Raw genomic sequence first — 20,563 nt, 5'->3', positions numbered from 1 at the left:
GACTTGATGTCTCGCAGCATCCGGGTGATCCGCGAGAATCAGTCGCCCTCGGGGGCCTACCCGGCGTGCCCGACCTTCTCGGCCTATGCGGGTTACGCGTGGCTCCGCGACGGCGCGTTCATCGCCGAGGGCATGTCCCGCGCGGGCGAGGAGGCCTCGGTCACCGCCTTCCATCAGTGGTGCGCGCGGGTGATCACCGCGCGCGCCGCGCAGGTCGACGACCTGATCGACCGGCGCCACGACGAGACGCTCTCACCTGGGGAGATGCTGCCGACCCGGTTCACCCTCGACGGCGCCGACGGCACCGACGAGTGGTGGGACCACCAGCTCGACGGCTACGGCACCTGGCTGTGGCAGCTCGGTGAGCACGTCCGGCGCCACTCCGTGGACGTCCCGATGGAGGCCGTCCGGGTGGCCTCCCGCTACCTGGCGGCCTTCTGGGACAGCCCCTGCTACGACTGGTGGGAGGAGCACGTCGACCAGCGCCACGTGGCCACGCTCGGCGCGATCCACGCCGGGCTGCGGGCCGCGGTCGCGCTCGGGGTGTCCGACTCCGAGGTGAAGGAGGCGATCGGCGGCGTCGAGGCGCTGATCGCCACCGAGGGCGTCTCCGAGGCGGGCCACCTGCGCAAATGGCTGGGGTCCGACGAGGTCGACGCCAGTCTGCTGGCGTGCGTCGCCCCCTTCGGCGTGTACGCCCCCGACCACCCGGTGGCCGTCGCGACCGTCGCCGAGGTGGAGCGGCAGCTCGCCCACGAGGGCGGGGTGTACCGCTACCGGGCCGACACCTTCTACGGCGGCGGCCGGTGGGTGCTGCTGGCCGGGTTCCTCGGCCTGAACCACGCCGCCGCCGGGCGGCCCGAGGAGGCCCGCCGCTACCTCGACTGGATGGCCGCCCAGGCCCGTCCGAACGGCGACCTGCCCGAGCAGGTCTCCGACGTGCTGCTCTTCCCCGACCGCTACGACGAGTGGCTCCGGCGCTGGGGCACGGTCGCCACTCCCCTGCTGTGGTCGCACGGAATGTACCTGATGCTGGGAGCCGAACTTTGATCCGTCATCGCCCTTACGGCTCCGGCCACCCCTACGCCGAAACGGAGGACCAGCGGGTTCCCGCGCTGCCGCTCGACGGGCAGCCGGTCGAACTGCGGGTCCGGTCGTCGGCCGCCGAGGTGGTCTGCGAGTGGAACGGCGCCGACCTGCCCATGACGCCCCTCTACACCGGCGAGGGGCCGGTGGTCACCGACGGCGGGCACCTGGCCGCCGCCCAGGCCAAGGCGGCCCGTGCCGCCAGTGGGTCGTGGACGGTGACGACTCCTCCTCTGGTGTCCGGGGACCGCTACCGCTACCGGTTCCGGGAGCCGGGGCGTACCAGCAGGTGGTTCGAGGTGTCGGCGGCGCGCTGGCTGCCCGGGAAGATCGGCGTGAGCGGGACCGACCGGGTGGTGCCCGGCTCGGCCGAGTGGCTGGTCGACGCCGACGGGCCGCGCCGGGTCCGGTTCGCGGTGCGGCTGGCGCCCGACGACCACCTGGTCGGCTTCGGGGAGCGGTTCAACGCGGTCGACCAGCGGGGCAACGACCTCGACGCGGTCGTGTTCGAGCAGTACAAGGGGCAGGGGGCGGCGAACCGGACGTACCTCCCGATGCCCTTCGCCTTCGTCGTCGGCGCCGAGCCGTGGGGTTTCCACGTGCGGACGTCGCGGCGCACCTGGTACTCCAGCGAGGGCGACCTGCTGACGATCGAGGCGGAGGTCGCGGGCGACGACCTGGAGATCGTCTTCTACGACGGCCCGCCCGCCGCCGTGCTGGCGGCCTTCCTCGACGAGGTCGGCCACCCGACGGAGTTGCCCTCGTGGGTGTTCCGGCTGTGGGCCAGCGGCAACGAGTGGAACACCCAGGCCCGGGTGCTGCACGAGATGGACCGGCACCGCGAGCACGACATCCCGGTGGGCGCTCTCGTCATCGAGGCGTGGTCGGACGAGACCACCTTCACCGCCTTCCGCGGCGCGGTCTACGAGCCGTCGGAGGAGCCGCACTCGCTGAAGGACTACACCTTCCCCGCCGACGGGCCGTGGCCCGACCCGAAGGGCATGATCGACGAGCTGCACGACCGCGACGTCAAGGTCCTGCTCTGGCAGATCCCGCTGCAGAAGATGCGCCCGCACCCCCGCCACCAGGCGGCGGTCGACGCGAAGCAGCTGGTCGAGAAGGGGTACGGCGTCCGGGAGGCCGACGGCAGGCCCTACCGGAACCGGGGCTGGTGGTTCCCGCTGGCGCTGATGCCCGACCTGTCGTCGCCGGAGGTCCGCGACTGGTGGACCGCCAAGCGGGCCTACCTGGTCTCCGAGCTGGGCGTGGACGGGTTCAAGACCGACGGCGGCGAGCACGCCTGGGGCCACGACCTGCGCTACGCCGACGGCCGCCGGGGCGACGACGGGAACGGGCTGTTCCCCGTCCACTACGCGCGGGCCTTCGGCGACCTGCTGCGGGCGCACGGCAAGGCCCCGGTGACGTTCAGCCGGGCCGGGTTCACCGGCTCGCAGCCGCACGGCGCGTTCTGGGCCGGCGACGAGGACTCGACCTGGACCGCCTTCGCGGCGTCGATCCGCGCCGGGATCACCGCCTCGGCCTGCGGGATCGTCTATTGGGGCTGGGACCTGGCCGGGTTCTCCGGCGACCTGCCGACCGCCGAGCTCTACCTGCGCGCGGCCGGGACCTCGGCGTTCATGCCGATCATGCAGTACCACTCCGAGTTCAACCACCACCGCACCCCCATCCGCGACCGCACGCCCTGGAACATCGCCGAACAGACCGGCGACGAGACGGTCATCCCGGTCTTCCGCGAGTTCGCCAAGCTCAGGGAGCGGCTGGTGCCCTACCTGACCGAGCAGGCGGCCGTGGCGGTACGCGGCGGCAAGCCGCTCATGCGGGGTCTGTTCTTCGACCACATGGAACGCGAGTTGTGGTCGTACCCCCTGCAGTTCAAGCTGGGCGACGCGCTGCTCGTCGTCCCCGTCACCACGCCCGGCGCCACCGAGATCGCCGCCTACCTGCCCTCGGGCGAGTGGGTCGACGTGTGGACGGGCGAGGTCCAGCGCGGTGGGCGGGAGGTCGTCCTCCCCGCGCCCATCGAGCGTCCTCCGGTGCTCTGCGCCTCGGAGCACTGGCCGCGTTTGAAAGGAATGTTCGCATGACCCGGTTACGCTCGGGCGTCACCGTCGTGGTGCTGGCCCTGCTCGCCACGATGTTGCATGCCCTTCCCGCGGCCGCCCTCAGCGGCGTGCACCACAACCCGACCGGTATCGACGACCTCTACTCCACCGAGCCGACCGAGCGCTCTCCCCGTGACCCGATGGCCGGGGAGGCCGTCACCCTCAAGGCCACGACCTGGCCGATCGAGCCGGGTCAGACCGTCTGGATCACCTGGACGAAGAACGGCGTCGCGCAGACCCCGATCGGCGCCGCCTGGGACTACAACCAGGGCAACAACACCTACTGGCGGATCGCCATGGGGTCGTTCGTCCGGGGCGACTCCATCTCCTACACCGTCAACGCCGACGTCAACGGCGCCGGACAGCGCAGCGTGGGGCCGTTCACGTTCAAGGTGACGTCGTGGTCGACGGTCACCAACGTGGTGTCGTACGTGAACAACGGGACCAGCGTCGACGTGACGACCGGCGACTCGGCGGGGTCGTTCACGCCGAAGATCCGGTTCGCCTTCCCGGCGCTCGACCGCTTCCGCACCCAGATCGCGCCCTCGGGCAGCGGCCTGAACATCAGCGGCGTGTCGGGCTACACGGTCACCAACTCGGCCTCGACACTGCAGATCTCGACGTCGTCGCTGGTGCTGAAGATCCAGAAGACGCCCTACCGGCTCGCCGTCTACAAGGGCGACGGGACGACCCTGATCACGCGGCAGTACGACCCGTCGGTGTTCCGGAACATCGGCTGGGCCAGCGACGGCGTGTCGACGATCACCAAGATCGAAGACCACTTCCTCTCGCCGGCCGGCGAGCGCTTCGAGGGCTTCGGCGAACGCTACGACCGCCTCGACCAGCGCGGCACCGACGTGCACAACTTCGTCTACAACCAGTACCGCGACCAGGGGTCGTGGCGGCGCACCTACCTGTCGACGCCGTTCTTCCTGAACTCCGCCGGGTACGGCGTCTACCTCCCCTCGACCCGCTACTCCGTCTTCAACCTGAACACCCACCTGAGCGACCTGGCCGGATTCACCGTCGACACGAACGGCGCGCTGAACTCCACACTCGACTACCACTTCTTCGCCGGCACCCCCGCGGAGATCGTCGACGACTACACCGCGGTGACCGGCCGGCCGCAACTGCCACCCAAGTGGGCGTTCGGGCTCTGGATGTCGGCCAACGAGTGGAACACCCAGTCGGAGGTCACGGCGGAACTCGCCAACCCGACGACGCACGACATCCCGCACTCGGCGATCGTGCTGGAGCAGTGGAGCGACGAGGCGACCTTCTACGTCTGGCACGGCGCGACGTACACGGCCAAACCCGGCAGCGGGAAACTCGCCCTGAGCGATCTGACCTTCCCGCCCGGGACGGCCTGGAGCGACCCGAAGGCGATGGTCGACGACGCCCACGCCAGGGGCATCAAGGTGATCCTCTGGCAGATCCCGGTGTTCAAGGAGAACTTCGACACCAACCCGTCGTCCGCGCCCCCGCAGCACGTGAATGACAAGGCCTACGCGCAGGCGCAGGGATACGTCGCCTCGCAGCCAGGCGGGGTCTACCGGGTGCCGACGGGCCAGTGGTTCGGCGACAGCATGGTGCCCGACTTCACCTCGGCCGCCGCGCGGAACTGGTGGATGAGCAAGCGCGACTACCTGATGGACGACGTCGGGATCGACGGCTTCAAGACCGACGGCTCCGAGGCGATCTTCGGCCGGAACGTGTCGTTCGCCGACGGCCGCAAGGGCGACGAGATGCACAACGCCTACCCGAACTCCTATCTGTCGGCGTACAACACCTACGTCAAGGGCAAGAAGCCCGACGGCACGATCTTCAGCCGGGCCGGGACGGCCGGGGCGCAGTCGACCTCGATCTTCTGGGCCGGCGACCAGAACTCCTCGTTCCCGGCGTTCCAGGAGGCCGTGCGGGCGCAGCTGTCGGCCGGGCAGTCGGGCGTCCCCTACACCGCGTGGGACATGGCCGGGTTCACCGGCGACTTCCCGAGCGCCGAGCTCTACCTGCGGTCGGCGGCGCAGGCCGCGTTCTCGCCGATCATGCAGTACCACTCGGAGAAGGCCAATCCGGGGGTCTCGGAGGCGCGCACGCCGTGGAACGTGCAGGCGCGGACCGGGAACACGAACGTGATCCCGTACTTCCGGAAGTTCGCGAACGTGCGGATGAACCTGATCCCCTACCTGTACACCGAGGCCAAGTCGTCGTCGGTGACCGGCGTGCCGATGATGCGGGCGATGAGCTTCGCCTTCCCCTCCGACTCCACGGCCGCCGCGCTCGACCAGCAGTACATGTTCGGGCCGCAGCTGCTCGTCGCGCCGATCACCACGGCCGGGGCGACGTCGAAGAACGTCTACCTGCCGTCGGGTGAGTGGTACGACCTGTGGAACGGCGGCCGGTTCACCGGGCCCGGCACCAAGACCTACAACGCCGGGCTCGACACGATCCCCGTGTACGCCCGCGCCGGGGCGATCATCCCGCTGAACCTCAACTCGGCCTACCAGCTGGGCGGCAACATCTCCAACAGCGTCTCCTCGTACGCCAACCTCGTGTTCCGCATCTATCCGTCGGGCACCTCGTCGTACTCCTACTTCGAGGACTCGGCCGGGCTGAACCGGACCGTCACGTCGACCGAGAACTGGGCGTCCCACACGGTCGGCGTCTCGGTTCCGGCGCTGACCACAACCAGCACGCTGCAGGTGGCCTCGACCCAGCCGTCGTCGGTGACCGGCGCGACCGCGCGGGCCTCGCTCGCCGCGCTGCAGTCGGCCTCCGAGGGCTGGTGGTGGGACCCGGTGCAGCAGCTCACGTACGTGAAGCTGGCCTCCAGCGGGTCGGCGCGGTCGGTCACCCTGAACGGGGTCGACAAGGCCGCCTACGAGGCCGAGTTCGGCGCCGGCGTCGGCGTCTCGACCAACACCAACCACGCCGGATACACCGGCACCGGCTTCGTCGACGGCTTCGCCTCCTCCGGCGACTCGGTGACCTTCCAGGTCAGGGCCGACGCGACCGGCAGCCACCAGCTGAAGTTCCGCTACTCGACGACGGTCGCCTCGACGCGGACCGTCTACGTCGACGGGGTCTCAGTAGGGACGCTCAACCTGCCCGCGCTGGCGAACTGGGACACGTGGGGCACGGCGACGCTCACGACCAGCCTCACCGCCGGGGCCCGGTCGGTGAAGATCGAGTACGCCTCCAATGGGATCAACCTCGACAACCTGGTGGTGGCGCGGCCATGAGACGTCTCGTGTTCCTCGCCGTCCTGATCGGCAGCTTCCTGGTCGCCCTGCCCGCCCAGGCGGCCGTCCAGCGGGTGCAGTTCACCAGCGGGTCGACGTACCTGATCGCCGAGTTCCTCGACGACGACCTGGTGCACTTCGAGCTGGCCCAGGGCACCAGCCCCGGCACCGGGTCTCCGCTGTTCACCACGCCGCAGGTGGCCAAGACCGACTACACCGGGCCGTCCACCTTCAACCAGGTCGGGAACGTCATCACGACGGCGTCCATGAAGGTGGAGGTCACCGCCGGGACGCTGTGCGTGAAGGTCTCCGACCCCACGCGGCTGCTCTATGAGGCCTGCCCGCGCAACCTCTCGCAGGCGTGGAAGGGGCTCTCGGTGACGAAGAGCTCGATCCAGCACGCGTATGGGCTCGGCCAGCAGTTCTTCATGGGCGGCAGCGCCGACGGCGACTGGGTCGGCCGGACCCGCTCGCCCGGCGGGAACTACGGCAACGCCATGGTCTGGGACCCCGACAACGGACCCGTCGGGAACACCCAGATCCCGGTGCTGTTCGCGGTGGGGGCGTCCAACCTGAACTACGGCCTGTTCCTCGACCAAATCTACAAGCAGGAGTGGAACCTCAACGGCGACCCGTGGACCGTCGACACGTGGGGCGACCAGCTCCGGTGGTACACGATGACCGGCCCCGACCTGCCCGACCTGCGCAAGGACTATCTGGAGCTGACCGGCCGCCCGCCGGTGCCGCCGAAGAAGGCGTTCGGCATGTGGGTGTCGGAGTTCGGTTACGACAACTGGACCGAGATCGACAACCGGCTGTCCGGGCTGCGGACCGCGAAGTTCCCGGTGGACGGGTTCGTGCTCGACCTGCCGTGGTTCGGCGGGGTGACGGCCGGGTCGGACAACACCCTGATGGGGTCGCTGACGTGGGACACCGGCGACTTCCCCGCGCCGACCACCAAGATCGCCGACTATGCGGCCAACCAGGGCGTCGGGCTGATGACGATCGAGGAGTCGTACATCGGCAAGAACCGCCCGGAGCACGCCGACATGGCCACGCGCGGGTATCTGGTGCGGGCGGGCTGTTCGTCGTGCGCGCCGACCTACCTGACCACCAACGACTGGTGGGGCCGGGGCGGGATGATCGACTGGACGCAGAACGCGGCCGGCGACTACTGGCACGGCCTGAAGCGGCAGGCCCTGAGTGATCAGGGCATCCTGGGCCACTGGCTGGACCTGGGCGAACCGGAGATGTACGACCCCGCCGACTGGGTGTCGGGCGTCCTGCCGGGCAAGCACGCGCACGCCGACTACCACAACGTCTACAACCTGAAGTGGGCCGAGAGCATCGCGCGCAACTACGCGACCGGCACGAAGAGGCCGTTCATGCTGGCGCGGTCGGGCGCGGGCGGCATGCAGCGGCACGGCGTGGCGATGTGGTCGGCCGACATCGGCTCGAAGCTGACCGCGCTGGCCCAGCAGCAGAACGCCCAGATGCACATGTCGATGTCCGGGATCGACTACTACGGCTCCGACATCGGCGGGTTCCGGCGGGAGATGCTCGACAGCGACCTCGACGAGCTCTACACGCAGTGGTTCGCGAACGGCGCGTGGTTCGACGTGCCGCTGCGCCCGCACACCGAGAACCTGTGCAACTGCGCGGCGACCTCGCCCGACTCGATCGGCGACGAGGCCAGCAACCTGGGGAACCTGCGGCGGCGGTATGAGCTGACGCCGTACTACTACTCGCTGGCCCACCGGGCATATCTGACGGGCGAGCCGGTCGTGCCGCCGCCGGTGTACCACTACCAGAACGACGCGGCCGTCCGGGAGATGGGCCACCAGAAGATGATCGGCAAGGACCTGCTGGTCGGCGTCGTGGCCGGGGAGGACGAGCGGTCCCGGAACATGTACCTGCCGGCGGGGACCTGGTACGACTACGCGACCAACGAGAAGCTCGTGTCGACCGGCCAGTGGTTCAACGACCGCCCCCTGTGGGTGAACGGCGAGTTCCGGCTGCCGACGTTCGCGCGGGCCGGGGCGATCATTCCCAAGATGTTCGTGGACGACAAGACCATGAACGTCCTCGGAAAACGCACCGACGCCACCACCCGCAACGAGCTGATCGCCCGCGTCTACGCCTCGCCGGCCGCGAGCTCCTTCACCCTCTACGAGGACGACGGAACCTCGACCGCCTACAAGACCGGCTCGGTGCGGACCACCGCGTTGAGCCAGTCCCTGTCCGGGTCGGTGGCGACGGTGACGGTCGCGGCGTCCTCCGGGACCTACACGGGAGCGCCCTCCTCGCGCTCGAACGTGGTGGAACTGGTGGCCGACACGCAGGCCAGCGCGGTGACGTTGAACGGGTCGCCGTTGACGCAGCACGCGTCGAAGACGGCCTTCGACGCCGCCTCCAGCGGGTGGTACAACGCGGGCGGCGGCGTGATCGTCGCGAAGTCGGCCTCGACGGCGGTCGGGACGGCGAAGACCTTCGCGTTCACCATCGGGCAGACGCCGTCGTCGATGACGTTCAGCTGCGCGAACGGGACGACGACCGCCGGCCAGTCGGTCTACGCGGTGGGGAACGTGCCCCAGCTCGGGGCGTGGTCGGTGGCGAGCGCGGTGAAGCTGTCGCCGACGTCCTACCCGACGTGGACGGGGACCATCGCCAAGCTGCCGCCCGGGGCCTCCGTCGAGTGGAAGTGCGTGAAACGACAGGAGGCCGGTTTCCCGAACACGGCCGACGCGTGGGAACCGGGCGGGAACACGGTCTTCACGGCGCCGTCGAGCGGATCGGGAGGGACGACGTCGGGTTCGTTCTGACCGGCATGACCCGCCGGTGGGCCTACGTGCCCCGCACCACGAGCGGAGAGAGCAGGTCGTTCACCTCGTCATCCGAGAGGTGGGCGCCGTAGGGCAGCTCTCGCCACGCGCTGGCCCGCCGGAGGTTCACGAACGGGACGTCGAACACCTCGATGAAGTAGCGCGTGAGGGTGAACTCGGAGAACGCCTCTCCGAGTTCATCCCTCAGCCGCCGGATCACCTGCACGGGTTCCGCTCCCCCGCGCGCCATCTCGGCGAGAACCCGCTTGATGTCCTCATCGGGCATCGTCCACCCAGCCGGAGGTAGTTCGTCGTAGGACTCGTCGGACATTCCCGGCAGGAGGCCGCGCGTGATGGTGATGTAGACCGTGCCGTAGGTGGTCCGCGTCTTCCACAGCAGGAACTGGTCGACGTCGTGTTCGGACAGCCGCCCCAGCAGGCCGAGTAGCCGGTCGAGCTCTTCATCCGAAAGAGAGCCGCTCATGACGCCCCATTCTCACTTCGGGTTCTTCGGATAGGCGCGGTCTCCCCCAACGCCGGCAGGCAGGGTGTCCACCTTCGCGCAGTCGTCGATCCCGTGCAAAGTGGCCCTAAACGGTTTGCCCGGGTTCTTCGCCCGCTGGGAGTCTCGGCCCAGCACTGGAGAGGAGTCTCGATGACGGCAACCGTTTCCACCACAGTCGGTGACCTGCGGGGTGTCCGGGAGGCGGGCCTGGCGGTCTTCCGCGGCGTCCCGTTCGCCGAAGCGCCCGTCGGCCCGTTGCGGTTCCGGGCGCCGCGGCCCGTGCGGGCCTGGGACGGCGTGCGGCCCGCGCTCGAACACGGTCCGCCGCCCCCGCAGTCGGGGGTGCTCGGGGCCGCCGGAGACACCGGCGACGACTGGCTGACGCTCAACGTCTGGACTCCCAGAACGGACGCGGCGCTCCCGGTCATGGTGTGGATCCCCGGCGGCGGTTACGCCATGGGCCACTCCGGCCTGCCCGACTACGACGCGGGTCACCTCGCCTCGACCGGCACGGTCGTCGTCACGATCAACTATCGCCACGGCATCGAGGGGTTCGCCCACATCGAGGGGGCTCCGGCCAACCGGGGGCTGCTCGACCAGGTCGCCGCCCTGGAGTGGGTGCGGGACAACATCGGGGGCTTCGGCGGCGATCCGGGCCGGGTCACGGTCTTCGGGCAGTCGGCGGGCGGCGGTTCGGTCGCGGCGCTGCTCGCGATGCCGAGGTCCGCCGGGCTCTTCCACCGGGCGATCGCGCAGAGCGTGCCGGGGACGTTCTTCTCCGCCGGGCTCGCCGCCGACCTCGCCGCCGCGTTCGCCGCCGAGGCGGGGGTCGAGCCCACGGTCGACGGGATGTCGGAGATACCTCCGGACCTGACGCCCGAGGTGGGCGACGCGGTGTTCGCCAAGATGGCCCAGTGGCGGGAGCGGTGGGGGGTCATCACGCATCGGCCGATCCCGTTCGCGCCGGTCGTCGACGGCGACGTGCTGCCCGTGACCCCGTGGGAGGCGCTCGCCGACGGCGCGGGGCGCGACGTCGCGCTGCTCGTCGGGCACACCCGCGACGAGCACCGGCTGTTCAGCCTGATCGACGGCACGCTCGGCCAGGTCACCCGCGAGCAGGCCGAGACGGCCCTGCGCGTGCTCGCTCCGCACGCCCGCTACCGGGAGGCGTTCCCGGACGCGTCCGACGAGGAGGTGTACGAGCTGGTCAACGCCGACTGGCTGTTCCGGATGCCGAGCCTCCGCCTGGCCGAGGCGCAGGTCGCGGGCGGTGGGCGGGCCCATCTGTTCGAGCTGACCTGGGCCGCACCGAGCTTCGGCGCGTGTCACGGCCTCGACGTGCCGCTCGTCTTCGGCAACCTGACCAGCGGCCAGACCGCCGCGCTGGTCGGCGGGCCGTCGCCGGAGGCGGCGGAGCTGTCGGCGCAGATGAGGGGGTCGTGGACGGGTTTCGCCGCCCACGGCGACCCGGGCTGGCCCGCGTACACGACCGGCGAGCGCCTCACGCGGGTCTTCGGCACGCCGTCCACGGTCGCCCCCTACCCGGAGGAGACCTCACGGCTGCTGTGGCGCGACCACGACTTCTCGGCACTGCCGCTGCTCTGAGGCAGACTGCGGGGATGCGGATGCTCGTCGTCCAAGGCGATATCACCACCCAGTACGCCGACGTGATCGTGAACGCGGCGAACTCGTCGCTGATGGGGGCCGTCCATCGGCGCGGCGACCCCGCCATCCTGGCGGAGTGCCGGGCGCTGCTCACGTCCACGTACAAGAAGGGGCTGCCGGTCGGGCGGGCGGTCGCCACCACCGCCGGGGACCTGAACGCCCGGTGGGTGGTCCACACCGTGGGGCCGGTGTGGTCGGCCGACGACGACCGCTCCGGCCTGCTGGCCTCCTGCTACCGGGAGAGCCTGCGGGTCGCCGACGGCCTGGGGGCGCGGAGCGTGGCGTTCCCGGCGATCTCCACCGGGGCCTGCGGCTGGCCGCTCGACGACGCGGCCGCGATCGCGGTCCGCGCGCTGCGGGCCACGAGGACCGATGTGGACAGTGTCCGGTTCGTGACGTTCACCAAGGAGGCCCGCGCCGCCTTCACGAGCGTCGTCACGGGCGACGAGAACATCGCGGCGGGGCTGGCCGCGCATCCGGCCGACCAGTGGCGCCGGTTCTTCGCCGCCGTCGACGCGCTCACGCCCGCCGACCGCACGGTCACCTGGGAGGCCCCGGGGAACCAGCTGCCCTACCCGGTCTACACCGAGGAGTTCTGGCGGGTCGTGCGGCTGCTGTCGGAACTCGACGTGGTCGTGCCGTTCGACTGGGGCGCGTGGAGCCAGGCCAGCCCGCTCCACCCCGACGGCCGGGGGCTGGCCGTCGCGCCGGTCGCCGACGCCGCCCGGCTGGCCACCGCCTACGTCCGGGGCGAGCGGTTCTGCGACGGCACGCTGGAGAGCGGCCTCGGCAACGGAGCCCTGGACGCGATCTTCGACCGGCTGCGACGCTGGTTCACCGAAGAACACGGGGGCGGCCGATGAAGCCCAGAATCGAGCGCGACCTGCGCGTGCCGATGCGCGACGGGACCGTCCTGCTGGCCGACCGCTGGGCGCCTCCGAACGGCGACGGGCTGCCGGTCGTGCTCGTGCGCACCCCCTACGGCCGTCGCCGGGCCGTCCGCCAGATCGTCGGGCCGCTGGTGGAGGGCGGCTTCCAGGCGGTGGTGCAGAGCACCCGCGGCACGTTCGGCTCGGGCGGCCCGTTCGACCCCCTGCGGCGGGAGCGCGACGACGGCCTCGACACGGTCGAGTGGGTCACCGGGCAGCCGTGGTTCGGCGAGTCGATGGTCCTGTACGGCATGAGCTACCTCGGATTCACCCAGTGGGCCGTGGCCGATGCCCTGCCGCCGCAGGTCAAGGCCCTCGTCCCGGGGGTCTCGGAGTCGGCGCTCACCCTGGAGTTCCTGCGCGCCGACGGCTTCTCGCTGGAGACGCCGTTCTCGTGGGGCGTCATGGTGGGCGTACAGGAACGGCCGTTCTTCCTGCTGCGGATGCTGCTCGGCGGCCGGCGACTCCAGCGGTCCCTGCGCACCCTGCCCCTGAACCGCGCCGACACCGCCGCGCTGGGCCACCGCAGCGACTACCTCCAGGACATCCTGGTGCACGACACCGCGAGCCCCTTCTGGCGGAACGCCGACCACCGGCACCGGGTGGCCGGCACCCGGGTGCCGGTGAGCACGGTCGGCGGCTGGTTCGACATCTTCCTCCCCGGCCAGCTCCGCGACTTCCGGGCGCTGCCCGACGCGCGCCTCACGGTCGGCCCCTGGTCGCACGTCTCCCCCGGCGTCATGGAGGCCCAGACCACCGAGGCCCTGGAGTTCGCCCTGCCCCTGGCCAGGGGCGAGACCCCGGCGGAGAGGGCCCCGGTCCGCCTGTACGTCATGGGCGAGGAGAAATGGCGCGACTTCCCGTCGTGGCCCCCGCCGGGTTATGAGGACCGGCCGTTCCACCTCCACCCGGGCGGAACGCTGGGAACCGACCCGCCGGAGGAATCGGACCCCGACGGCTACCGCTACGACCCCGCCGACCCCACCCCGGCCGTGGGCGGCGTCCGGATGGCCTTCGGCGTCACGGCGGGCCCCGTCGACAACACCGCCCTCGAGGCCCGGCCCGACGTGCTCACCTACACGACGCCCCCGCTCGACGAGGACGTCGAGGTCGTCGGCGACGTGCGGGCCGAGATCTTCTTCCGTTCCAGCCTGCCGCACGCCGACGTGTTCGTCCGGCTGTGCGACGTCGACGCCGGGGGCCGTTCCGTGAACGTGTGCGACGGCCTGACCGGCGTCGACGGCGCCGACCGGGTGACGGCCGTCGAGGTGCGCCTGTGGCCGACCGCCTACGTGTTCCGGCGGGGCCACCGCATCCGCGTCCAGGTCTCCAGCGGGGCCTTCCCCCGCTACAACCGCAACCCCGGCACCGGCGAACCCCGGGCCACCGCGACCACGCTGCGCACGGCCGACCAGGAGGTCTTCCACGACCCGGGCCGTCCGTCGGCCGTCGTCCTGCCCGTCCGGGCGGTGGAGGTATGACGATCTTCGGGGATGCGATCGACGTCCGCCGCCTGTTCCCCGTGGAGAGGCGGGCGCTGCTCGACCTGCTCGACGGGCTGTCCCCGGACGACTGGACCCGGCCTACCGTCTGCCCCGGCTGGGACGTCCACGACGTCGTCGCGCACCTCGTCCACGACTACGCCCGGCGGCTGTCCGGCAGCCGTGACGGCCACCACGGCGACGGCTTCCGCGACGGCGAGACCCTGCCCGTCTTCCTCGCGCGGGTGAACGAGGAGTTCGTGCGGGCGGCGCGGGCCTTCTCCCCCGCCGTTCCGCCGCCGGGCCGTGGTGAGCGGCGATCCGGAGCTGGTCGAGGCGGCGACCACGCTGCTGGCCGTGGTGGCCTGACCCGGCGGTCAGGACGCGGGGCCGACCTCGGGTTCGGGCTCGGGCATGTCGGAGTCCTCCGCTTCGGGGGCTTCGGCTTCCTCGCCGGGCTCCTCCAGCGGTTCCGGGTCGCGGAGGATGGGGTGGTCGGGGGTCTCGGTCTCGGCCCCCGATCGTTCGGCCACGATCTCGCTCTCGCCGTTTATGCCACGGTTTTCGCCCATAAGTGATCCGTGCCCGGCGCGGCGGGTCGTACACGTGAACGGATCCCCGGGCCCGGCCTCCCCGCGGGGGGTGAAGGGGAGGCCGGGCGGTCAGGGGGTCAGGTCGGCTCGGGGGCGGTGTTGGTCTTGTCGACGCTCATCCGGAAGGGGTTGCGGAAGCCCATGGCGTAGATCTCGGGCCGGGTGCCCGGCGTGCCGGGGCGAACATGTTCCCGCTGGGGCTCGTGTACGTCCCGTCGGCCTGCGGCGTGATGCGCAGCACCGTGCCGCGCAGGTCGTCGGTGTTGCCGGAGGAACGCCGCGCGTCGAACTGCGGGTTGCGGCCGGTACGCTTCGAGCCGGGGCGAGTAGAAGAGGTGGATCCACCGGTTGACGGCGAAGTCAGGGTCGGCCGCCACGCCCTGGAGGTCTTCCTCGTCGCGGGTGTAGACGTTGAGCTTGCCCGCGTTCTTGGTGATGCCGGCCGGTGTGGTGACCCGCACCCAGCCGTCCCGTGCCGTGTGGACGACGTTCCGGTTCGGGAGGACGGCCAGGGACATGGCCTCCCCGAGCTTCGCGCTGCCGACGGCCAGCGGAACCTGCTGGTGGTCGGCCACGGGGATGTCGACGGCCCGGGCCGGGGCGGAGACGACCGCCGACAAGAGCGTGGCCCATCGCCGGAGACCTGGTGACATGGGGTCCTTCCTGAACGAGTGGGGGTCTCGTCAGGCAAGGCGCGCGCCGCCGCGCATGTTGCCGCGTCAGGGATCGCTTCCGATGAGGCCCCGCAGTTGCGGAACCCGGTGCTCTCGGCCGCGCACGACCGGGCGACGCGACGGGGTGCCACCCGTGCCGGCCGCCCGGACAGTTGTCCGCGGTGACGATTCAAGATTTTGTAACACAGGCGTGGACGATCATGCACCCCTCCACCGGATAACGATCCGATGTTTCAACATTTTGTTGACAACGTTTCGTTGAAAGAACCATGATGGAGGACGTGTACGCATCACTGACCCACATCGCCGACCGCCACGCCACGACCGAGACCCAGCGCGCCCGCCAGGTCCACCCGACGGTCCTCGGACCGCACGAGGCGGTCCGCCTCGTGACCATGCTGGCCGCCGGCACCGCCGCCCCCGACCCCGGCGAGCCGGAGGTCGACGCGTCCGACCTGACCGCGGCCCTGACGTTGATGCCGCTGGTCAGAGGGGAGATGGACCAACTGGAGGCGAGCCTGCTGCTGATCGCGCGGGGGCGCGGGCTGACCTGGCAGGAGATCGCCAACGCGCTGGGGCTCGGCTCGCCGCAGGCGGCCAAACAGCGCTACGAACGCCTGGCCGGCCGGGTCGCCGTCTGACCCTCCCGCCGACAGTCGGCGGTGGCTTCGGTCGGATGACACACCATCAGCAGAGTGATCGGACCTCCCGGGCGGACGTCCACGACCCGCACCGGCCGCCGGGCCGCCTGATGGCGGTCGGGCCCGACCGGGAACTCGATCCGCCCGGTCGCGCCCCGGACCTTCAGCCCGCCCAGGTGGTAGTGCACCCCGGCGCGGGCCGCCGCCGCCCGGACCTTCGCCCGCGTAGGCGTCGAGCCTCTCGTGCCTCCTCCGGGACAGCACGGCCTGCCGGGCGAACCAGCCGAACGTGAACGTGCCGCTGGCCCAGTAGACCGCACGGCAGACCGCCGCGACGAAGGTGGCGACGGCCGTGTGGACGGCGAGGAAGCGGGACACGTACTCGACCTGGGCCAGCCGCGACCTCCAGGGGGCCCGCCGCCGCATCCACTCCTTCAGCGGGTGGCCGAACGGGGCGAGCCTGGCCCGCTCCGACCGGACCAGGTCGTCTCCCGGCGTGCTCTTCCTGATCACGCGGGCCGCCAGGATCTCCTGCTCGTGCCAGACGCTCGTGCAGATGACATCTGTAGCAGCGCGAGAGACCCGAGTAACCAGAGTTATTCCGCAGAGTGCAGACCCCGAGCGGCAGTCGAATTTCACCGCCGGGGATCGAGCGCCCACCTCAGCCGGCCCCGGATCTTCTCCGGCGCCTTCTCGACCAGAACGCCCAGCTCAGCCCGCCATTCTTCGGGACACGGCCGGTGCAGCGCGGCCAGCACCGGGCCGCACCACGCCTGAAGGTCCATGAACGCGTTGGTCCCCAATTCGGGATCGCCGAGCAGCAGCAGATCGGCCTTGAGCCGCGTCCACGGATCGGCGGCGACGAGCAGACGATGGCCGGCCCGCCGCACGTGCGGCGGGTGGGCCCGGTCGAGCAGCCCGAAATCCGGCGGAGCCCCGGCCGCCCGCAGGCTCTTGACCGCCTGCCGCACGACCCGCGCCGACGGGTCGTGGATCAGCGGGGCCACGTCGTCGTGCCGCTCCCACCCCCGCAGGGCCCGGGCCGCCGCCGCCCGGACCTTCGCCCGCGGATGCCGCAGGAACGGGGTGATCCGCTCCGCGTCGGCGGGACCGGCGCTCTCGCCGAGCCCTTCGATCGAGGCGGGACCCGCCAGGTTGGCGCGGTAGTGGGACGCGGGGTCGCCGCCCGCCCGCCGCACGACCCCTTGGGCCGTCAGCCGGACGATCTTCGAGGGGTCCTCCAGGAACTCGGCGCCCCGGTGCGGAGCCAGGACCAGCGCGCGAGCCCTGATCTGACTGAAACGAGAGCGCAGGAACGGCTCCGGCTCACTCCGGTCGAGCAGGTGGCCGGCCGCGCGCAGCATGGCGGCGGGCGCGGTCATCCGGCCGTGGAGGCGGCGCAGGGCCTCGACGTCGTCGCGCCGGATCAGTTCCTCGACGACGAGACGCATCGTCCGGTCGTCGAAGTCGGCGTGCGCGTCGAAGGGGACCAGCGGGCGGAGCAGGTCGAGGAGGTCCCGGCCGCCGATCCGGTCCCGCAGCCGCACGGCGGTCGGGATCACGCGCCCGGCCGCCTCGGGCCTGGTGGCGACGTTGACGAGGATGTGGCGGGCGTAGGCGCGCACCGGGCCGGCCCAGTCGAGGGCGCGGATCACCAGCAGCGGCCAGAGCACCGGGTGGCGGGCGAGCTGCACGATCGCCCGCTCCCGGAACTCGCCCCGGCTGCTGCACGCCATCAGCAGGACGTGAACGGGGCGCCGCACCAGCGGGAGGTCCGGCGGCAGCCGGCGGAAGTAGCCAGAACGGATCGAGTCGTCAAGGGCGATCCACATGTCGGCGGTGAGCTCCCAGAGGCGGCTGTCAGGCACCTCGTCGTCGAACAGCTCGTGGGCGGTGATCTGCATGCGCGATGGTCGCAGGTCCAAGTGGGGGGTTTCGACCGATTGACGAAGGCGTCGCAAAGACCGGCGTTATCCCAGTTCACCCCCCTGCGACATGTCATCTTCCCCGTCCGTTCCGGTCTCCTCGGCAGCGACAGGCAGGACGTATTCCTGGGCCAGCGCGGCGAGATGAAGCGGCAGAGGCAAGCGGAGGGCGTCACGGTAGTCCGGCGGTTGCCGCATCTGGTGCACGGCGGCGGCCAGCGCTTCTGGTGCGTCGCCTTCGCTCTGATGGCAGCCGAGCACGGCGAGCTCGATCAGCCCGGGGTTCCAGCCCTGCTTGTCGACGTCCGACACTTCCTTCCCCAGGTTCTGGCCCTGTGTGATCCGCCGGTGGCCGAGTTTGTCGGCCTGGACCGCAGTGCTCTTGAAGGTTCCGGCCTTGGGTGTGGTGCTCCAGAAGACTCGTGGACACTCGGGATCGACCCACAGGTGCGACGGGATGCCGTTGTAGCCGTCTTTTGGATGAACCCCCCACCATTGCGGGGTTTCCCGGCCTTCGGTGATGCGCAGCCGCATCAGACGGAGATCCGGTGCGAGCGGGCGAGCGGGCGCCTTGCCCGTTTTGATCCGGTCCTGTTCGACGACTCCGTCTTGGAGCCACGTCCAGGACTGCCGGGCGTTCTGCGCCTGGGCGAGCAGGAGAGTGGGACGCCCCCGCAGGGTGAGAAGCAGCGTCTGGAGCCACTCCTCGGTCCGCTCCCGGCGGGCATCGCGCCGGCTGATGGGCTTCTGGTGCTCTTCCTCGTCAGAGACGAGGGCACGTTCCGGCTCGACCGTCCGGGCCAGCCGGAGCAGCATCTCCGGGTAGGACACCCAAGCTCCCGCACCGTCTTCGGCGGCGGCATCCCAGCCCTGGACACGGGCGAGTCCATCGCCTTCGGGTGTGACGAGTACGGCCACCGGCTGTTCCTGCGCCCAGCGGTTGCTCCTGCTGCGATTCTTACGCACCATCCAGATCGCCGCGTAGCCGAGGTCGGCCGGCACCCCCTGGGCGAGGGTGTGCTTCGGATGAACCCGGACCCCGAGCTGGCGCAAGCCGTCATCCCAGGACATCTCCGCTCGGTGCGCCGCGTTCGCCACCGAGTCGTGCTCTCGCCCTATTTTCTTGGGCACGAGGACGAACTGGGTGAGAACGCCGGCGTCGGCGGCGCCGAGACGGAGAGCGAACTTCGGATCATGGTCTCCCGAACTGAAATCGGCTCGCCGGTCGATCTCCACGAGCGCCAGCGAGGGGCTCGGCCCGGCGCCATCCGCCAGAAGGAACTCGGCGGTCTGCGTTCGCCGTCTTTTGATCGCCTCCGCGACCAGGGCGTTGGTCCGGCGTCCTTGCTGGGCGAAGACCAGATCACCGGCGAGACCGCCGGTGAGTTTCAGGCACCGCAGCCGGACCGTCAGTTCCCGAGTGTGCCACTGGACCAGCGCGGGTGAGCCGGGTTCGGCTTGTTCGAAGATCTCGTCTGTCGGGAGGTCGGCGTCCGCCGGCAGATCGAGGAGTCGCGCCAAGCCCGCAATCAGGGTGTTTCTCATCTCGGAGGTCTGCCACAGCAGGCGCGTCTCAAGGGTCGTCGAACCAAGGGCGTGCGCCAGACCCACCCGCCGGCGGAGTCCTCCGCGCTCGTGTTCGGCTTCCTTCTCCGCGGGTTTGGGCTGGACCCGCCGGTTGGCCGGCGTGGTGGCCGCCAACGCGGTGTGATTCAGCGCCGGAACCGGTCGAAGCTCTGGGGGAAGTGCCTGCTCAGCCCACTCGGTGAGCTGTGAGCGCTGGTGGGGCATGAAGCCGGGCTTGACGCCATGACTTCCCATCGCGGTGCCGAACACCACCGCCGCGCGCATATCAGTCAGCCATGCCTCCGGGTCCGACACCAGTAGCTCGGCGTCGGGGAACGGTTCGGCCAGGGGAAGATCCTCCAGCATGTGGGCTGGACCGCCGTCCACCCAGGCAACCCGTCCGCCACTCTCACGGCTCCAATCGTTCTCCAGCCGCGCGACTGCGAACCGCTCACTTCGTAGAGCGCCCGGAAGCCACGGAATGCGAGGGCGGAGCAACACGGTGGTCCGGCTCCGGTGGGGGATGTGGAGCCGCTTGGTGGAGCCGCGTACGACAGTGGCCCATCGGCGGAGACTGACGTGAAGATGGAAGCGCGGGAGCGGGTGAAACGGAACGGTCTGCACAGTTATCGCGAGCACCACCGAGTACCACCAGGAACGCTCCTTGCCGGGAAACTCGAGCGGTTGCGAGACGAGCTCGGCACCGCGCTCGAATCGCGACGCGCCGCGTGGCACTGAGCGGAACCGTAGCGTGATCCCCTGGTGTTCGAAGGGTTCGAGGCCCAGTATCCGGCCGGCCACCCAATCGGCGGCAAGTTGGTACTGGTGGTCGAGAGGCTCCGCCGTGCCGCCGTTCGTCCTCCCGCAGCGGAGCAGTTCCAGCTCCACGGGTTCCCAGGTAGGCGGGTTCGCCGCGAGTTCACGCCGGGCGTCCACCAGGGCGGCGCGCAGAGCGGGTTCCGGGCGGAGGTCTTTCAACCATCCGTTGAGGAGGGTACGGAACGGACCGTCGGGCGGAAGCGGCAGTCCGTCCGGGACGAGCAGCCAGGGCCGTGCCGGATCGTCTCCGGAGCGCGGCAGAACGAGCAGGTCGGGCAGGAGGGTCTGGAAGACGCCTTCCAGCCGCCGGGTGGGGACCGTCCGGTACGGCTCCGAGTCCTTCGGCCGCCCGGCGTCACACAGATTCAGGACGGCGGCTCGCCAGTGTTCGGGAAACGGCAGGGCTCGGTATCCGGCGCGGATCGAGGCGTCCGGGTTCACCGCCTGCCAGGCGCCGGTCCGGATGGTGCGGTAGGCCATGGAAGCTCCACG

The 20,563-nt window shown here is 70.7% G+C and carries 13 protein-coding genes; 9 read left to right on the top strand and 4 right to left on the bottom strand.

What is annotated here, in order from left to right:
* The first annotated feature begins 6 nt into the window (after positions 1 to 6).
* The 4 genes from FDA94_RS26120 to FDA94_RS26105 are packed head-to-tail and all read left to right on the top strand — an operon-like array spanning position 7 to position 9,273.
* Entirely contained in the window at positions 7 to 1,050 is a 1,044-nt protein-coding gene (locus tag FDA94_RS26120; protein WP_170991130.1) for a glycoside hydrolase family 15 protein, read from the top strand.
* Positions 1,047 to 3,191, top strand: coding sequence for a glycoside hydrolase family 31 protein (locus FDA94_RS26115; protein ID WP_137249718.1), 2,145 nt, complete (start codon positions 1,047 to 1,049; stop codon positions 3,189 to 3,191). The genes FDA94_RS26120 and FDA94_RS26115 overlap by 4 nt, the downstream gene beginning before the upstream one ends.
* Positions 3,188 to 6,451 carry a TIM-barrel domain-containing protein gene (locus FDA94_RS26110; RefSeq protein ID WP_137249717.1) on the top strand — a complete coding sequence of 1,088 codons (3,264 nt, stop codon included), beginning with the start codon at positions 3,188 to 3,190 and terminating at the stop codon, positions 6,449 to 6,451. Before FDA94_RS26115 ends, FDA94_RS26110 begins: the two co-directional genes overlap by 4 nt.
* Positions 6,448 to 9,273, top strand: coding sequence for a TIM-barrel domain-containing protein (locus tag FDA94_RS26105; protein ID WP_137249716.1), 2,826 nt, complete (start codon positions 6,448 to 6,450; stop codon positions 9,271 to 9,273). Before FDA94_RS26110 ends, FDA94_RS26105 begins: the two co-directional genes overlap by 4 nt.
* Before the next feature lie 22 nt (positions 9,274 to 9,295).
* Here FDA94_RS26105 and FDA94_RS26100 read toward each other — a convergent pair whose 3' ends face one another.
* Positions 9,296 to 9,757, bottom strand: a complete 462-nt coding sequence (locus FDA94_RS26100) for a hypothetical protein (protein ID WP_137249715.1) — start codon at positions 9,755 to 9,757, stop codon at positions 9,296 to 9,298.
* A gap of 171 nt (positions 9,758 to 9,928) precedes the next feature.
* Here FDA94_RS26100 and FDA94_RS26095 point away from each other — a divergent pair, with 171 nt between their 5' ends.
* Genes FDA94_RS26095 through FDA94_RS40030 form a run of 4 tightly spaced genes read left to right on the top strand, consistent with a single transcriptional unit; the run spans position 9,929 to position 14,431 of the window.
* Positions 9,929 to 11,383 carry a carboxylesterase/lipase family protein gene (locus FDA94_RS26095; RefSeq protein ID WP_137249714.1) on the top strand — a complete coding sequence of 485 codons (1,455 nt, stop codon included), beginning with the start codon at positions 9,929 to 9,931 and terminating at the stop codon, positions 11,381 to 11,383.
* 14 nt (positions 11,384 to 11,397) lie between these two features.
* The gene (locus FDA94_RS41380; protein WP_212735515.1) at positions 11,398 to 12,306 is read left to right on the top strand and encodes an O-acetyl-ADP-ribose deacetylase; all 909 of its coding nucleotides are present in this window, start codon (positions 11,398 to 11,400) and stop codon (positions 12,304 to 12,306) included.
* Entirely contained in the window at positions 12,303 to 13,853 is a 1,551-nt protein-coding gene (locus FDA94_RS26085) for a CocE/NonD family hydrolase (RefSeq protein WP_137249713.1), read from the top strand. Before FDA94_RS41380 ends, FDA94_RS26085 begins: the two co-directional genes overlap by 4 nt.
* On the top strand, positions 13,850 to 14,431 hold the full coding sequence (locus FDA94_RS40030) for a maleylpyruvate isomerase N-terminal domain-containing protein (RefSeq protein WP_212735514.1): 582 nt from the start codon (positions 13,850 to 13,852) through the stop codon (positions 14,429 to 14,431). The genes FDA94_RS26085 and FDA94_RS40030 overlap by 4 nt, the downstream gene beginning before the upstream one ends.
* A 92-nt stretch (positions 14,432 to 14,523) precedes the next feature.
* Here FDA94_RS40030 and FDA94_RS26075 read toward each other — a convergent pair whose 3' ends face one another.
* On the bottom strand, positions 14,524 to 15,099 hold the full coding sequence (locus FDA94_RS26075; RefSeq protein ID WP_246060165.1) for a PQQ-dependent sugar dehydrogenase: 576 nt from the start codon (positions 15,097 to 15,099) through the stop codon (positions 14,524 to 14,526).
* Positions 15,100 to 15,392: 293 nt separating this feature from the next.
* On the opposite strand from FDA94_RS26075, the gene FDA94_RS26070 reads away from it, so the two are divergent.
* A complete protein-coding gene (locus tag FDA94_RS26070; RefSeq protein WP_246060167.1) occupies positions 15,393 to 15,761 on the top strand; it encodes a DNA-binding protein in 369 nt (122 codons plus the stop codon).
* A gap of 635 nt (positions 15,762 to 16,396) precedes the next feature.
* Here FDA94_RS26070 and FDA94_RS26065 read toward each other — a convergent pair.
* Both FDA94_RS26065 and FDA94_RS26060 read right to left on the bottom strand, forming a co-directional pair.
* Entirely contained in the window at positions 16,397 to 17,686 is a 1,290-nt protein-coding gene (locus FDA94_RS26065; RefSeq protein WP_137249712.1) for a hypothetical protein, read from the bottom strand.
* A 45-nt stretch (positions 17,687 to 17,731) separates the two neighbouring features.
* Positions 17,732 to 20,551 (bottom strand): pPIWI_RE module domain-containing protein, encoded by a 2,820-nt coding sequence (locus tag FDA94_RS26060; protein ID WP_137249711.1) that lies wholly within the window; start codon positions 20,549 to 20,551, stop codon positions 17,732 to 17,734.
* Positions 20,552 to 20,563: the final 12 nt, after the last annotated feature.

The sequence above is a fragment of the Herbidospora galbida genome (assembly GCF_005233835.1).
GTDB classification, from domain to species: domain Bacteria; phylum Actinomycetota; class Actinomycetes; order Streptosporangiales; family Streptosporangiaceae; genus Herbidospora; species Herbidospora galbida.
Note: the sequence above shows the minus strand (reverse complement) of the source record. Positions and strands in the feature narration are given on the sequence as shown.

Bases quoted from the DNA above. Each gene is read 5' to 3' on its own strand.
- FDA94_RS26075 (WP_246060165.1), bottom strand. From the start codon at position 15,099: ATGTCACCAGGTCTCCGGCGATGGGCCACGCTCTTGTCGGCGGTCGTC.
- FDA94_RS26095 (WP_137249714.1), top strand. From the start codon at position 9,929: ATGACGGCAACCGTTTCCACCACAGTCGGTGACCTGCGGGGTGTCCGG.
- FDA94_RS26070 (WP_246060167.1), top strand. From the start codon at position 15,393: ATGGAGGACGTGTACGCATCACTGACCCACATCGCCGACCGCCACGCC.
- FDA94_RS26100 (WP_137249715.1), bottom strand. From the start codon at position 9,757: ATGAGCGGCTCTCTTTCGGATGAAGAGCTCGACCGGCTACTCGGCCTG.
- FDA94_RS26085 (WP_137249713.1), top strand. From the start codon at position 12,303: ATGAAGCCCAGAATCGAGCGCGACCTGCGCGTGCCGATGCGCGACGGG.
- FDA94_RS26120 (WP_170991130.1), top strand. From the start codon at position 7: ATGTCTCGCAGCATCCGGGTGATCCGCGAGAATCAGTCGCCCTCGGGG.
- FDA94_RS26060 (WP_137249711.1), bottom strand. From the start codon at position 20,551: ATGGCCTACCGCACCATCCGGACCGGCGCCTGGCAGGCGGTGAACCCG.
- FDA94_RS41380 (WP_212735515.1), top strand. From the start codon at position 11,398: ATGCGGATGCTCGTCGTCCAAGGCGATATCACCACCCAGTACGCCGAC.
- FDA94_RS26110 (WP_137249717.1), top strand. From the start codon at position 3,188: ATGACCCGGTTACGCTCGGGCGTCACCGTCGTGGTGCTGGCCCTGCTC.
- FDA94_RS40030 (WP_212735514.1), top strand. From the start codon at position 13,850: ATGACGATCTTCGGGGATGCGATCGACGTCCGCCGCCTGTTCCCCGTG.
- FDA94_RS26105 (WP_137249716.1), top strand. From the start codon at position 6,448: ATGAGACGTCTCGTGTTCCTCGCCGTCCTGATCGGCAGCTTCCTGGTC.